This window comes from Bifidobacterium sp. (assembly GCF_050874245.1).
In the GTDB taxonomy this organism is placed as follows: Bacteria; Actinomycetota; Actinomycetes; order Actinomycetales; family Bifidobacteriaceae; genus Bifidobacterium.
Genome location: NZ_JBNMKH010000020.1, coordinates 17827 through 31297 on the forward strand (window position 1 = coordinate 17827; position 13471 = coordinate 31297).

14 protein-coding genes are annotated in these 13471 nt (G+C 60.5%); 1 reads left to right on the forward strand and 13 read right to left on the reverse strand.

Going from position 1 to position 13471, the window contains the following annotated elements:
- Positions 1–9: 9 nt before the first annotated feature.
- The gene (locus tag ACR0P8_RS03660; protein ID WP_432623770.1) at positions 10–1287 is read left to right on the forward strand and encodes a sensor histidine kinase; all 1278 of its coding nucleotides are present in this window, start codon (positions 10–12) and stop codon (positions 1285–1287) included.
- A gap of 318 nt (positions 1288–1605) precedes the next feature.
- Here ACR0P8_RS03660 and ACR0P8_RS03665 read toward each other — a convergent pair whose 3' ends face one another.
- From ACR0P8_RS03665 to ACR0P8_RS03725, 13 genes are all read right to left on the reverse strand, one after another.
- On the reverse strand, positions 1606–2400 hold the full coding sequence (locus ACR0P8_RS03665) for an amino acid ABC transporter ATP-binding protein (protein ID WP_432623772.1): 795 nt from the start codon (positions 2398–2400) through the stop codon (positions 1606–1608).
- A gap of 11 nt (positions 2401–2411) precedes the next feature.
- A complete protein-coding gene (locus tag ACR0P8_RS03670) occupies positions 2412–3395 on the reverse strand; it encodes an amino acid ABC transporter permease (protein WP_432623774.1) in 984 nt (327 codons plus the stop codon).
- Between the two features lie 34 nt (positions 3396–3429).
- Positions 3430–4359, reverse strand: a complete 930-nt coding sequence (locus ACR0P8_RS03675) for an ABC transporter substrate-binding protein (protein WP_432623776.1) — start codon at positions 4357–4359, stop codon at positions 3430–3432.
- Positions 4360–4540: 181 nt separating this feature from the next.
- The gene (locus ACR0P8_RS03680) at positions 4541–5476 is read right to left on the reverse strand and encodes an ABC transporter substrate-binding protein (protein WP_432623778.1); all 936 of its coding nucleotides are present in this window, start codon (positions 5474–5476) and stop codon (positions 4541–4543) included.
- Positions 5477–5591: 115 nt separating this feature from the next.
- Positions 5592–6536 (reverse strand): ABC transporter substrate-binding protein, encoded by a 945-nt coding sequence (locus ACR0P8_RS03685; RefSeq protein WP_432623780.1) that lies wholly within the window; start codon positions 6534–6536, stop codon positions 5592–5594.
- 125 nt (positions 6537–6661) lie between these two features.
- Positions 6662–7141 carry an SsrA-binding protein SmpB gene (smpB, locus tag ACR0P8_RS03690; RefSeq protein WP_432623782.1) on the reverse strand — a complete coding sequence of 160 codons (480 nt, stop codon included), beginning with the start codon at positions 7139–7141 and terminating at the stop codon, positions 6662–6664.
- A 154-nt stretch (positions 7142–7295) separates the two neighbouring features.
- Complete coding sequence (locus ACR0P8_RS03695) at positions 7296–8729, reverse strand: CHAP domain-containing protein (protein WP_432623784.1); 1434 nt, start codon at positions 8727–8729, stop codon at positions 7296–7298.
- Positions 8730–8808: 79 nt separating this feature from the next.
- Positions 8809–9732, reverse strand: coding sequence for a permease-like cell division protein FtsX (ftsX, locus tag ACR0P8_RS03700; protein WP_432623786.1), 924 nt, complete (start codon positions 9730–9732; stop codon positions 8809–8811).
- Complete coding sequence (gene ftsE, locus ACR0P8_RS03705; RefSeq protein ID WP_432623788.1) at positions 9732–10949, reverse strand: cell division ATP-binding protein FtsE; 1218 nt, start codon at positions 10947–10949, stop codon at positions 9732–9734. Before ftsE ends, ftsX begins: the two co-directional genes overlap by 1 nt.
- Before the next feature lie 23 nt (positions 10950–10972).
- Positions 10973–12103 (reverse strand): peptide chain release factor 2, encoded by a 1131-nt coding sequence (prfB, locus tag ACR0P8_RS03710; protein WP_026646290.1) that lies wholly within the window; start codon positions 12101–12103, stop codon positions 10973–10975.
- A gap of 186 nt (positions 12104–12289) precedes the next feature.
- On the reverse strand, positions 12290–12421 hold the full coding sequence (locus ACR0P8_RS03715; protein WP_432623791.1) for a hypothetical protein: 132 nt from the start codon (positions 12419–12421) through the stop codon (positions 12290–12292).
- A gap of 55 nt (positions 12422–12476) precedes the next feature.
- Positions 12477–12956, reverse strand: a complete 480-nt coding sequence (gene rlmH / locus ACR0P8_RS03720) for a 23S rRNA (pseudouridine(1915)-N(3))-methyltransferase RlmH (RefSeq protein ID WP_432623793.1) — start codon at positions 12954–12956, stop codon at positions 12477–12479.
- A partial coding sequence (locus ACR0P8_RS03725; RefSeq protein ID WP_432623795.1) for a DapH/DapD/GlmU-related protein occupies positions 12953–13471 on the reverse strand: 519 nt, incomplete at its 5' end. The genes ACR0P8_RS03725 and rlmH, both read right to left, overlap by 4 nt.

Genomic DNA, 13471 nt, shown 5'->3' on the forward strand with positions numbered 1-13471 from the left:
GGCTCGCCAATGGCGAACATCAAGACCATGATCGCGCCCCGGGCCACGCAGCGGCTGCATCACCATAAGATGCATATCGCCCTATGCCTGGTGGCCACGATACTCATGGCCGCAGTACTGACGTTCCTTCCCGCAACGACACCCACACAGTGGATCATCTGCATCATCGCCTGCTGCTGCCCGCTGGGCATCGCCTTCGCACCGGTACCGATGTCCGTCATCTCATTCGCCGTGGTACTGCTACTGATGTTCACCCCCGGGATATCGCTATCGGATGCCGGCTCCATCATTCACATGCTCACACCGCTGGCCATAGGCACGCTCGCGTATTCGACACCCACCCAATGGTCGATCTGGGGTCTTGTCACTTCGATCGTCACCTTGCTGCTGGCTTTCGACCCCCGCGAAGCGCTCTCGCAGGGGGACGCGCTCTCCTTCTTCGTGCTGCTCGCCTTGTACATCGTCACGTATGCGATGTGCGCGTCCATCCGCACCATCGCCATCGACGATCGGCAACGGCACCGCGACGCCGAGCTGGAGCTGTTGCAAACACAGCAGGCACATCAGCGGGAAGTCACCAGATTCGCGCAAATGACCCATGACGCGGTCACGGCAAGCCTGTCGAGTATATTCCTGCTCGCGCAACAGCATATTGACACGTTGGACACGGCCGGCAAGACGGCGGATGCGTCAGACGAGGATTGGCGGACCGTCCGGCAGCTCAGCGAGAGCGCCCTTGCCAGTATCCGCTCGGTCATCAGGACCATGAACGCCTCGGACGAACGCCCTGAGGATCATCTGGATGGCGCTTTACACAACCTTCCGCTACCGCAGCGCATCGGCATCGCGATCGAGCAGGGGCAGCATCTGCTGGCCCCGCACCATATGCATGTCGATGTGCATACGTCAGGGCAGATATCATCTCCCGCCTGCACACGGTCAGGCGACGAGGCGGTGACCCTCATCGGGGAGATCTTCACGAATCTGCTGCGGCACGCGTCCCCTGACAGCGCGCCCATGCTCACCATCAGCTACGATGACGACAACATGTCGCTCATGCAGACGAACGCGCTGACGCACAAGAACACGCGCAGACACGGCACAGGCCGGCAATCGCCTAAAGCCTCGCAAGGCCCGGCCGCGAGCGGTGACGCCCTGCCGCGATCACAGAGCGGACTGCTCCTCCACCGTGGCGTCATCGAGTCGCTGGGCGGCGAACTGCGCTTCAACAGCGAGGACGAGACGTGGACGCTCTACGCGCGTATCCCCCTGCACCCCAACGTCTAACCCCAAAGCCTAGGCACAGTAGGCTGCTCGGGCACAGCAAGGCCGCTGCGCCCGAGCGTCGTTCAAAATGCTCCTGTCAGGCGACGCACCATGGAAGCCACTTGGGGCATGTCCCCAACAAGACGCTGATACTTGCGGGAGCCGGCGTCGCAAGCGCATCATCATACCGGGCACCGGTGATTCCCGTGGACAGCCCGCAGACACCGACGGCGATGGCAAGGCACATCGCCAATGCCGCACGACTGTCATGGTTGCGGATTGCAACCCCACGAACGATTCGCATCATCAACACCACCTGTTCGTTCATCTTGACACGTGTCACAGCACGTGCTGCAGGAAGTCCTTGAAGCGCGGCTCGCTCGGATGATCGATGATCTCCGGTCCGCCCTGTTCCACGACCACGCCACCGTCCATGAAGACGATCTGGTCCGCCACCTCACGCGCGAAACCGATCTCATGGGTGACGACCACCATGGTCATACCCTCCTTGGCAAGGTCGAGCATGACGTTGAGCACCTCGCCCACCAACTCCGGATCAAGTGCGGATGTCGGCTCGTCGAACAGCATGATCTCCGGCTTCATGGCAAGCGCTCGGGCGATGGCCACACGCTGCTGCTGACCGCCGGAAAGCTGCGACGGATAGTAGTCGAGCCGCTCCCCCATACCGACGCGGTTCAGCTCCTCGACCGCGATTTTGCGGGCTTCCTTCTTATCCATATGCTTGACATGGACCGGAGCCTCCATGACGTTCTCGAGCGCCGTCATATGCGGGAACAGGTTGAAGCGCTGGAACACCATGCCCAGCTTGGACCGCTGCGCGGCAACTTCCTTGTCGTTGAGGGTCTGCAGCACACGCTCACCGCCCTTGTCGACGTACTTGTAGCCGATCATCTCGCCGTCGACGTCGATCTCTCCGCCGGTCAGGGTCTCCAGCTGGTTGATCAGACGCAGGAACGTGGATTTTCCGGAGCCAGAGGGTCCGAGGATAACGGTGACGGTTCCGGGCATGACGGTCATGTCGATGCCTTTGAGCACATGCAGGTCGCCGAAGGCTTTGTGCACCTGGACCGCTTTGACCGCGGGGACGATTTCGTTGGTTGTGGTTTCGCTCATGATCTTTCCCCTCACGCGGTCATTCCCGCGAACGTAGCTTCGTTCTGCTTGTCAACATCGTCCTTGTGCTCGCCGGAGGTCTTGCCCGGCAGTGGGGTCCGCTTGCCGCGGGATCCGGCGGGACGAGCGTCGAAGCCCTTGCCGAAGTGCTTCTCAAGCTTCGACTGGATGACCATCAGGATGGAGGTGATCACCAGATACCAGATGCAGGCCACGATCAGCAGCGGGATCGGCTTATACAGACGTGTCGCGATTGCCGTGGTGGCGAACTGCAGTTCCAGCGTAAACGGCACCGCGTTGACCAGCGACGTGGTCTTGAGCATGCCGATGAACTCATTGCCGGTCGGAGGGATGATGATGCGCATGGCCTGGGGCAGCACGATACGGCGCATGATCAGGGTGCGCTTCATGCCCAAGGCCTTGGCGGCCTCCGTCTGGCCCGGATCGACGGCTTCGAGTCCCGCTCGCACGATTTCCGCCAGATAGGCGGCCTCGTTCAGTGCCAAGCCCAGCCAGGCCGCGTTGAACGCCGTGATGACCGACTGGGAATCAATGCTCCAGAATTCGATCGACGTGAACGGGATGCCAATGCCAATGCGCGGCACCAGCACGGCGAACAGGCCCCAGAACACCAGCTGCGTGTACACAGGGGTTCCGCGGAAGAACCAGATGTAGAACCAGCTCACACCTCGCAGCACCGGATTGATGGACTTGCGCATCACCGCCAGAAGCACTGCCAGAACGATGGCGATGGCCATCGAGATGACGGTCAGGAGCAGCGTGTACTTGATGCCTTCCAGCACGTTCTCGTTGAACAAGTACTTCCAGACCAGGTTCCATTCGAAACGTGGGTTGGTGATCAGCGCCTGCACCAGCATCGCGGCGAAAAGCGCGACGATGACGGCCGCCACGATTGGTCCCGTGCGCCTGACAGGCAGGGCTTTGATGCGATTGGGAATATCGAGGCCGTCGCCATCGATGTTGTTTTTCGCCATAATGCTGTCTTCCTTATATTTGCTGTCGATTGTGTCAGTCGAGCTTGGTCGGGTTGATCTCGGCCTTGTCGAGCGCGCCGGATTCGACGCCCCAGTGCTTGAGGATCTTCATGTAGGTGCCGTCGTCCATGAGCTTCTGCACGGCCTTCTGCACCGCCTCCTCGAGCTGCGTGTCGCCCTTCTTGAGGGCGATGCCCTGCTTGGCCACGCCTTCGACCTCGCCCAATGCCTCAAGCTGGCCATCGGTCTGGGCAATCGCATAGCCGGCGACCGGGGAATCGGCATAGAACACGTCCGCCTTGCCGGTCGCCACCGCGGTGGCCGCTTCCGCCTGACGCTTGTAGGACATCACCTCGGCCTTGTTGTCGGCCTTGCATCCCTTGGCGATCTTGTTGGCCTCGTCCTCCTGGACGGTGCCGGTCTGCACCGCGATCTTGGCGCCGCACATGTCAGACGTGTCGAGCTTCTTCGGATTGCCCTTCTGCACGGCCCACGTGGAGCCTGCACGGTAGTAGCTCACGAAATCGACGGACTGCATGCGCTCCTCGGTGATGGTCATGGCGGTGATGCCCATGTCGTACTTGGAGCCAATGGACGGGATGATCGTGTCGAACATGGAGGAGACGATCTTCGGCTTCAGACCCAGCGTCTGGGCGATGGCCTTGGTCATATCCACATCGTAGCCGACAGGCGTCTTGCCGTCCTCGGCGTAGAATTCGGCCGGAGCGTAGGACAGTTCCATGCCGGCGGACAGCTCGCCATCCTTGACGGTCTTCGCCGACGCCGCCAGCTTGGCCAGCGCGTCATCCTTCTTGATGGTGCTCACATCGTAGCCGACGGTGGTGTTGGCCGTCTTCGTATCCTTTTTGGTGTCACCGGTGTCCGTGGTGCCGCATGCTGCGACGGAGAACATCATGGCGGCGCTCAACGCGAGCGCCGCGACGGACTTGAATTTCAACGACATGTCGTATTCCTTTTCCTTAGCTCTTCTCATCCACTGAACAATAGTCGTCCATAGTCCAACAAATGTCCAGTATTCCAAAGGCTCACGATAAAACCGCAATGATACGCCGACGTTAATCGGCAAAAACGTGGGGCACCGGCCATACGCCGATGCCCCACATCCGTCAAAGCCGATGGGCCGTTCAGCCCAGATCCTTCGGATTGATCTCGGCCTTGTCCACAGCGCCGGACTCAACGCCCCAATGCTTGAGGATCTTCATGTAGGTGCCATCGTCCATGAGCTTCTGCATGGCCGCCTGCACCGCCTTGGCCGTTGCCGAATCGCCCTTTTCGATGGCCACGGCCTCCTTGGTCACACCGACGTCCTCGCCAAGGGCCTCAAGCTCGTCGCCCGTCTGGGAGATCGCGTAGCCGGCGACCGGGGAATCGGCGTAGAACACGTCCGCCTTGCCGGTAGCGACATTGGTGGTCACATCGGTCTGCAGCTTGTTCGACAGAACCTGGATTCCGGGTTTGCCGTCGGCCTTGCATTGCTTGACGGCCTTGTTGACCTCTTCCTCCTGCGTGGTGCCGGTCTGCACCGCGATTTTGAGGCCGCACGGGTCGGAGGTGTCCACCTTGTTCGGGTTGCCCTTCTTGACCACCCAAGTGGAGCCCGCCTTGAACATGCTGACGAAATCGACGGCCTTCATACGATCAGGGGTGATGGTGAACGACGAGACGCCGATATCGTACTTCGTGCCGATCGACGGGATGATCGAATCGAAATTCGATGTCTCGGGTTCGGCCTTGAGACCGAAGATGTTCGCGAGCGCCTTGACGATGTCCACGTCGAAGCCGACCGGCGTCTTGCCGTCCTCCGCCAGGAATTCGGCCGGCGCGTACGACGTGTCCATGCCGACCGTGAGCTTGCCGTCCTTGGTGACGGAGGACGGCAGCATCTTGGCGATTTCCTCATCCTTCTTCACACCGGACACGTCGTATCCGGCGACGGATGACGAATCCGTCTTGCCGTCGTTCGCGGAATCCGTCTTGTCGGAGGTTCCGCAGGCGCCCATCGTCACGACCATCGCCACGCTCAGTGCGAGCGCCGCCCAACCTTTCATGTTCCTCGTCATGGCAAGTCCTCTCTTCAACCCAGCCAAAACAACCAGCCAAACTGGCCACGCCAGATAACCTAAGAGCGAAATGCTACGAACGTATTAACAAACGACGGTTTTCAAGAAAAGAAGGTCACTCGTTGTCGCCGGGGGTGTTGATCTCCGGCTTGTCGATGGCGCCGTCCTCGACACCCCAATACTTGAGGATCTTCATATAGGTGCCGTCGTCGATGAGCTTCTGCAGAGCCTTCTGCAGGGCCTCGTCCATCTGCTTGTCGCCCTTCTTGACGACGATGCCTTCCGGAGCGATGCCTTCAGCCTTGCCGAGCATCTCGAGCTCGCCGTCGGTCTGGGAGATCGCGTAGCCGGCGACCGGGGAATCGGCATAGAACACGTCCGCCTTGCCGGTAGCGACATTGGTGGTCACATCGGTCTGCAACTTGCTGGAAATGACGTCAAGCGCCGGCTTGCCATCGGCCTTGCACTGCTTGGCCATCTTGTTGGCCGCGGTCTCCTGCATGGTGGCGGTCTGCACGGCCACCTTCTTGCCGCACAGATTGGAAGTGTCCACCTTCTGCGGATTGCCCTTCTTCACGGCCCAGGCGGAGCCGGCGTCGAAGTGACTGACGAAATCGACGGCCTCAAGGCGTTCCTTGGTGACGGTGAACGATGAAATGCCGATATCGTACTTGGAGCCGACGGATGGGATGATCGAATCGAAATTCGCCGTCTCCGGATCCGCCTCAAGACCGAAGACGCCCGCCAGAGCCTTGGCGATGTCCACATCGAAGCCGACCGGCGTCTTGCCGTCGGACGCCAGGAACTCGGCCGGAGCGTACGACGTGTCCATGCCGATCGTCAACTTGCCATCCTTGGACACGTAATCCGGCACGAGCTTGGCGATTGCGTCGTCCTTCTTCACGCCGGAGACGTCATATCCGGTCATTTCGCTGGATTTCGCGCCGGATTGCGACGAAGTGTCGTCCGCGTCGCTGGTTCCGCACGCCGCGCCGGTGACGAGCATGGCCGCTCCCAGCATGAATGCGACGGCCGATTTCAAGGTTTTCTCTGCCTGCATGTTCTCTTCTCCTATGGATTCTTCAGTGCGTATGACCGAACTCGTATCCTAGCCTAAAGAGGGCATGTTACAAAAAATTTCTTGTATCGGCGTTCTTTCAGCATGTGAAATCGGAAATTTTCCGATTAACGCACTTGCTTGTTGGCATATCGCATGGCACGCAACGCCTCACGCTTGTCCTGCTCCTCACGCAGCGACTGTCTCTTGTCGAATTCCTTCTTGCCACGGGCCAACGCGATCTCCACCTTCACACGACCATCCTTGAAGTAGAGGCTCAGCGGAATGATGGTGAATCCCTTGGCCTGGCTCTGCCGGGCCAGTTTGTCGATCTGCGCGGCATGCAACAGCAGCTTGCGCTTGCGCTTTGGAGCATGGTTGTTCCACGTGCCATTCAGATATTCGGGGATATTCGCCCCCTCAAGCCACATCTCCCCACGACGGTCGATGGTGATGAACGACTCGGCCAACGACGCCCGTCCCTCACGAAGCGATTTCACTTCGGTACCGGTCAGCACGAGACCGGCCTCATATTTGTCCTCGATGGCATAGTCGTGACGCGCCTTCCTATTCTGCGCGATCGGCTTGGTTCCCTGTTCCTTTGCCATATCGGACCTCCTTTCCGGTTCCGCGGTTCACTATGCCTCACTGTATGAACCGTATACGAATGTCTGCAACGCGGCTTTCCCGACAATATCATGAAGGCGCGCCGCCCGATCATACGGACGACGCGCCTTCATACGCCCCATGACGTGGCCTGGATCAGTGCACGTACCAGAACTGGGAGGCGTTGGTCAATGTGCGGTACGACACCACATAGGGGCCGACCACATTCATCTCGGAGATGGTGATGGTGCTTCCGCTCACCGATTCGACGACGGCGACGTGTCCATAGAAGCCGTCCGCACCGGCCTGTCCGGGCAGGAATGACAGGGCCGCACCGACCTGCGGGTTGTGGTCCACGCGCAGGCCATATGACGGCGCGGTCAGATACCACTGGCCGCCATTGCCTAGATAGGAAGGCGTACCAATGCCCATCTGCTTACGACGGTTGTAGGCCCACCACGTGCACTGTCCGCCGGCGTAGGCGTTGCCGTAATCGCCGTTCGAGGTTCCCTGGCCGGTATTGTTGCTGGGCGTGGGTGTCGGCGTCGGGGTCGGAGTAGGCGTCGGCGTGCTGCCGCCGCTATTCGTGTTCGAATTGGTGTTTCCACCAGTGTTCGAATTGGTATTCCCACCCGTATTTGGCCTGCTGCCGCCGCTGGTATTCGGTCTGGTCTGTCCCTGGCTTCCACCGCTCGTCTGATTCGCGGCGGCCGCCTGTTCCGCGGCATACTGGCGATTGAAGGAATCGACCTGCGATTGCAACAGCACGGTCTGCGCGGCCTGCTGAGCCACGGTTCCCTTCAATTCCGACTGCTGGCTTTCCAAGCTTGCGCGACGCGTCTCGCCTTCCGCACGCAATTGGTCGAGCGCATCACGCTGCGATTGCGCATCGGCGGCGGCCTGCTGAGCCGAAGCGGCTTTCTCATCGGCCGTGGACTTCAGCTTGGCGATCTGCTTTTCAATCGCCGCAAGACGCTCGCCACGGTTCATGGACATGTTCAGCGTGTTCGCGGCATCCGTGGCCGCATTGGATTCCGTCCGTGACAAGGCATCGCGCGATTGCATGGAATTGATGAACTCCTGAGTGCTGGTGGCACCCGTCACCACACTCATCACCGTCGAGGCATCGGAACCATGAAGGTCCTCACGCGCCATCTGCGCCACAGCGGCGTGCGCGTCATCATAGTCCTTGCCGGTCTGTTCGATCTGAGCCTCGAGATTGGCCTTGTCCTTCTGGGCGGCCTCAAGACGGGAAGCTGCCGCTTCCGCCTCGTTCTGTGCCGAGGCGGCATCTGCGTTGGCCTGTTCCACAGCGGCCTGTGCCGCCGGAATCTTGGTGTTCGTCAGCTCGTCGAGCTCCACAATCTTGTCCGCCAAATCGGATTTCACACCGGCCAGTTGGGAACGAAGCTGGGCCTCGCGTTGGGCGCTTGCGGCCTTCTTGTTCTGGGCGTTCAGCAATTTGCTATAGGTATTCGCCGCTTCGGCCCGCTCAACCATGGGCGAGAACGGAGCGACTGCCATGGTGGCGCACATCGCACCTGTGGCAAGCATGGCTGCGACCGTCCTGCCGACTTTCGCGTTATTCATACCGTCATGTCCTTCCACTGTATCTCACACCTTATCATCATCACTTGTACGGAATCATCCGTTCCACCGCAGCCGCGCATCACGTACGCAGGTATTTGCGCAGGGAGACCATCGAGGCGATGATCGACAGAAGCACGGCCCCAAAAATAAGAATCGGGGAAACGTACAGCACCGACATCTGGTTGACGAAGGGAATCCATTTGATGGAATTCGCCAGTCCGTCCGTGATGAAGACCTTCACCAACGCCGACAGAGTAACGCACGACAACAGCGAGCCGACCAGCGAGGCGACCACGCCTTCCAGGATGAACGGCAGCCGAATCGTCCAATTCGACGCGCCGACCAATCGCATGATCTCCGTCTCGGTCTTGCGGGAGGCGGCCGACATGCGGATGGTGGTGCCCGTCAGCAGAATGGCCACGATGACCATCACCATTGCCAGCGACGCGGTGGCGACAGTGGCCTTGTTCAGCACGGCGAACACCGGTTCGAAGATTTGGCGCTGGTCGCTGACGGTGTCGACGCCGTCCTTGCCGGACAGCACTTCGGAGACCACCTGGTACTTCTCCGGGTTTTTCAGCTTCAGCCACAGCGAATCCTGCATGTCGTCCGCGGTCAGCGTACGCCCTTGATATTCGCCGTTGGGGTACTGCTTGAGGAACGTGTCCTTATAGAACTTCTGCTTGCTTACGAAAGTAATCTTCGAAACGTCATTGGACAGCTCGTTGCGGATGGTCTTCTGCAAATCATTGATTTGCTGCGTGGTGGCCGCGGTTCCCGATGAGCAGTTCACCGACTGGCTTGCGCCGTCGGGGCACATCCACACCACGACCTCGACTTTGGAATACCAGTCCCCCTTGGATCTAGTGATCTGGGCCTGGGTCAGCACCGAAGCCCCGATGAACAGGAAGGAGATGAAAGTGACCAGCATCACCGAAAGCAGCATCGGCACGTTCCGTTTGAGGCTGTTCCAGGTTTCGGAAAGAATGAAACGCAGGCGCATCAGTCGTTCACCTCGTCTTCCTTGCTGTTGTCGTCATGCCCGGTCGGCGGAACGGGCGGCGCGGGCGGGGCCGGAGGAACCGGAGGTGTGGGAGGTGCTGGCGGTTCGGAAGCCGTCTCGGTGGCACCGACCGCGTCGGCTTCGGAGGCATCGGTCCCAGACGATCTCTTGAAACGGGAGTCCTCATCCTCATGTTCGGCCATCTCATCAAGCTTGAGGCCCTTGCCCCAGGTCAGCGTGGTCTCCACCGAGGCGAAGGCCTCGCCATAACGTCCGGTACGTCCGGAATGCACGGAATTCGCGAGACGCGCGATGCCCGCATCGCCCTTGCCGTCGGTCAGCGCCGCCGCAACCATATCGGCCGCGTTCACCGCGGTCTCGGCACGCGTCGAGCCTTCCACATCGACGATTCCGTCGGTGTCATCGGTGGCTTCGATGGAATCGCGCTGACGGAACTTCGCGTTGCGGTCGGTGACGCCCAACGCCTGCTGCGATTTCGACTCGACCTCGGCGTCCGGGAAGTACAGCGCGGAATCGTAGGAGCCCTGCTGCTCATCACGGACGATTTTGCCGGCGTGCAGCTCCACCACACGCTTGCGCATGGAGTTGACGATCTCCTCGTTGTGCGTGGCCATGACGATGGTGGTGCCGGTACGGTTGATGGCGTCCAGCACCTCCATGATGCCGAGCGACGTGGTCGGGTCCAGGTTACCGGTGGGTTCGTCGGCGAGCAGGATCTGGGGATGGTTCACATACGCCCTTGCGATGGCCACACGCTGGGCCTCGCCGCCGGAAAGCTCGTGGGGATAATTGTCCTCCTTGCCGGTCAGCCCCACGGTCTGCAGGACCTTGGGCACCAGCGATTTGATGGTGGAACGGTTCGTGCCGATCACCTCGAGGGCGAAGGCGACGTTCTCCCACACCGTTTTGTTGTTGAGCAGCTTGTAATCCTGGAAGATGAAGCCGATCTGTCGACGATAGTGCGGCACCTGCCGTACCGACAGACGTCGCAGGTCGTTGCCGGCGACGCGGATCTCGCCGTCCGTGGCCTCCTCCTCACGCAGCAGCAGGCTCAGCAAAGTGGTCTTGCCGGAACCAGACGCGCCCACGAGGAAAACGAAATCACCCCGATCGATATCGAGATTGATGTCATCCAACGCGGGACGCGTGCCCTTCGGATAGACTTTGCTCACATGTTCAAGCGAGATCAGCGCCATCGTGTTCTTCCTCCGCCCGTCGCTTAGGCTTCCTGCTCCTCGGCCGCCGCACGACGCTGCTCATGACGCCAACGGATGCCGGCTTCGATGAACTCGTCGATATCGCCGTCGAAGACCGCCTGGGTCTGCGAGGTCTCATATCCGGTACGCAAATCCTTGACCATCTGGTACGGGTGCAGCACATAGGAGCGCATCTGGTCACCCCAGCTGGCCTTGATGTCTCCGGCGAGCTCCTTCTTCTTCTTGGCCTCCTCCTCGTGGCGCAGCACCAGCAGTCGCGACTGCAGCACGGCCATGGCGGCGGCACGGTTCTGGATCTGCGAGCGCTCGTCCTGCATGGTCACCACGATGCCGGTCGGGATATGGGTGATGCGAACCGCGGAATACGTGGTGTTCACACCCTGGCCGCCAGGGCCGGAGGAGCAGTAGGTGTCGACGCGGATTTCGGAATCGGGCACGTCGATGTGGTCGGTGGCCTCGACCAACGGCACCACTTCCACGGCGGCGAAGCTGGTCTGACGGCGTCCCTGGTTATCGAATGGGGAGATACGCACCAAACGATGGGTGCCGCCCTCCACGCTCAGTCGTCCATATGCGTACGGAGCGTCCACTTGGAAAGTGGCGGACTTGATGCCCGCCTCCTCCGCGTAGGAGGTGTCCATGACCTTGGCCTTGTATCCGTTGCGTTCGGCCCAACGCAGATACATGCGCAGCAGCATCTGCGCGAAATCGGCCGCATCCACGCCGCCCGCTCCGGAACGAATCGTCACCACCGCGGAACGCTCGTCGTACTCGCCGTCGAGCAGCGTCTGGATCTCCATGTCGTCGAGGTCCTTCTGGATGCTTTCGACTTCGGACTTGGCCTCCGCAAGAGTGTCGGCGTCCTCTTCCTCCTGGCCGAGCTCGACCAGGGTCTCCACGTCCTCGATGCGCTGGCTTGCGGAGGCCAGACGCTTGAGCTGCGACTGCACGGCGGACAGCTTGCTGGTCACCTTTTGGGCGTTCTCCGGGTTGTCCCACAGTCCCGGCTCCGCGGCCTTCACCTCGAGCTCCTTGGCTTCGGCGGTCAGCCGGTCGACGTCAAGCGCCTTGGAAATGGACTCGTATTTGGCGCGCGCCTCGCCAATCGCTTCGGAATAATCAAATTCTGCCATCGTTCACACCATACATTTCTTGTTGCGTTCTTGCTTTATTCTGCCATGGAGCCATACACGGCCCCGATGCGGTCCATAGGATTTTTTCCACGTGCCCACATACCCGTCCCATCGTGCCGGACCGCGAACCTGTCCGCGCACACTTGGAAACAGGGACCCGTTTCGGATCGCACCAGGTCGGGAACGTCAAAGACCCGCGTAAATGGCGGGAATGACCAGACACAGCAACATCGCCGCGGCGATGACGATGCACACCGTGCGCACCATGGTGCGCCGACGGCGTTCCCGTTGCTCGCGTTCGTCCCTGTAGTCACTCATACGCGCCACTATACCCGGTTATCCCTACTTTGCCGTTCGCCCGGAGGCTCCGGAATCATTTATGGTAGGGCTCCCCCGCGTTGATCTTGTAGGCGCGGTAGATCTGCTCAAGCAGAATCACGCGCATCAGCTGATGGGGGAATGTCATTTTGGAGAAGCTCAGCAGATAGTCGGCGCGTTTGAGAATCGACGGATCCAATCCCAACGAGCCGCCGATGATGAATTGGATATGGCTGGTGCCATGGAGTCCAAGACCGTCGATCTTCGCTGCGAGCTGCTCGCTGGTCAGTTGGGTTCCCTCGATGGCGAGGGCGATGACGAACGCATCGGAACGGATATGTTTGGCGATGCGTTCGCCCTCCTTGGCCTTGATCTGCCGCTCAAGCCCGTCGCTGGCATGCTCCGGCGTCTTTTCGTCGGCCACCTCGACGATGTCGAGCTTGCAATACCGGCCCAGTCGTTTCGAGTATTCCGCGATGGCGTCGCGCAAATACCTTTCCTTGACCTTGCCGACGGTGATCAGTGTGATTCTCAATTTTTGTGGAGCTTCTCGTTGAGCTCGATGCCGGTCTTGCGATAGCGCGCCTCGATACGGCCGGACACGGAATTGCGGATGAACAGGATGTTGTCCTTGCCGGAAAGCTCGGCGCCCTTGACGGTTTCGAGCGGCTCGCCGGCCGCGACCTTGGCCTTGTCGTAGATGGTGACCTTGGTTCCGGCAGTGACGTACAGACCGGCTTCGACCACGCAGTTGTCGCCCAGGGAGATGCCGATGCCGGCGTTCGCACCGAGCAGGGAATGCTCGCCGATGGAGTTCTTCAGCTTGCCGCCGCCGGACAGGGTGCCCATGATGGACGCGCCACCGCCGATGTCGGAGCCGTTGCCGACCACAACGCCTTGCGAGACACGGCCCTCGCCCATGGAGACGCCGAGGGTGCCGGCGTTGAAGTTCACGAAACCGGCATGCATGACGGTGGTGCCTTCGGACAGGTGCGCACCCAGACGCACGCGATCGGCGTCGCCGATGCGCACGCCGGACGGCACGACGTA

Coding starts and splice junctions, on each gene's coding strand:
- ACR0P8_RS03715 (WP_432623791.1), bottom strand. CDS start 12,421: ATGAGTGACTACAGGGACGAACGCGAGCAACGGGAACGCCGTCGGCGC.
- prfB (WP_026646290.1), bottom strand. CDS start 12,103: ATGGCAGAATTTGATTATTCCGAAGCGATTGGCGAGGCGCGCGCCAAA.
- ACR0P8_RS03670 (WP_432623774.1), bottom strand. CDS start 3,395: ATGGCGAAAAACAACATCGATGGCGACGGCCTCGATATTCCCAATCGC.
- ftsE (WP_432623788.1), bottom strand. CDS start 10,949: ATGGCGCTGATCTCGCTTGAACATGTGAGCAAAGTCTATCCGAAGGGC.
- smpB (WP_432623782.1), bottom strand. CDS start 7,141: ATGGCAAAGGAACAGGGAACCAAGCCGATCGCGCAGAATAGGAAGGCG.
- ACR0P8_RS03680 (WP_432623778.1), bottom strand. CDS start 5,476: ATGACGAGGAACATGAAAGGTTGGGCGGCGCTCGCACTGAGCGTGGCG.
- ACR0P8_RS03685 (WP_432623780.1), bottom strand. CDS start 6,536: ATGCAGGCAGAGAAAACCTTGAAATCGGCCGTCGCATTCATGCTGGGA.
- ACR0P8_RS03660 (WP_432623770.1), top strand. CDS start 10: ATGGCGAACATCAAGACCATGATCGCGCCCCGGGCCACGCAGCGGCTG.
- ACR0P8_RS03675 (WP_432623776.1), bottom strand. CDS start 4,359: ATGTCGTTGAAATTCAAGTCCGTCGCGGCGCTCGCGTTGAGCGCCGCC.
- ftsX (WP_432623786.1), bottom strand. CDS start 9,732: ATGCGCCTGCGTTTCATTCTTTCCGAAACCTGGAACAGCCTCAAACGG.
- ACR0P8_RS03665 (WP_432623772.1), bottom strand. CDS start 2,400: ATGAGCGAAACCACAACCAACGAAATCGTCCCCGCGGTCAAAGCGGTC.
- ACR0P8_RS03695 (WP_432623784.1), bottom strand. CDS start 8,729: ATGAATAACGCGAAAGTCGGCAGGACGGTCGCAGCCATGCTTGCCACA.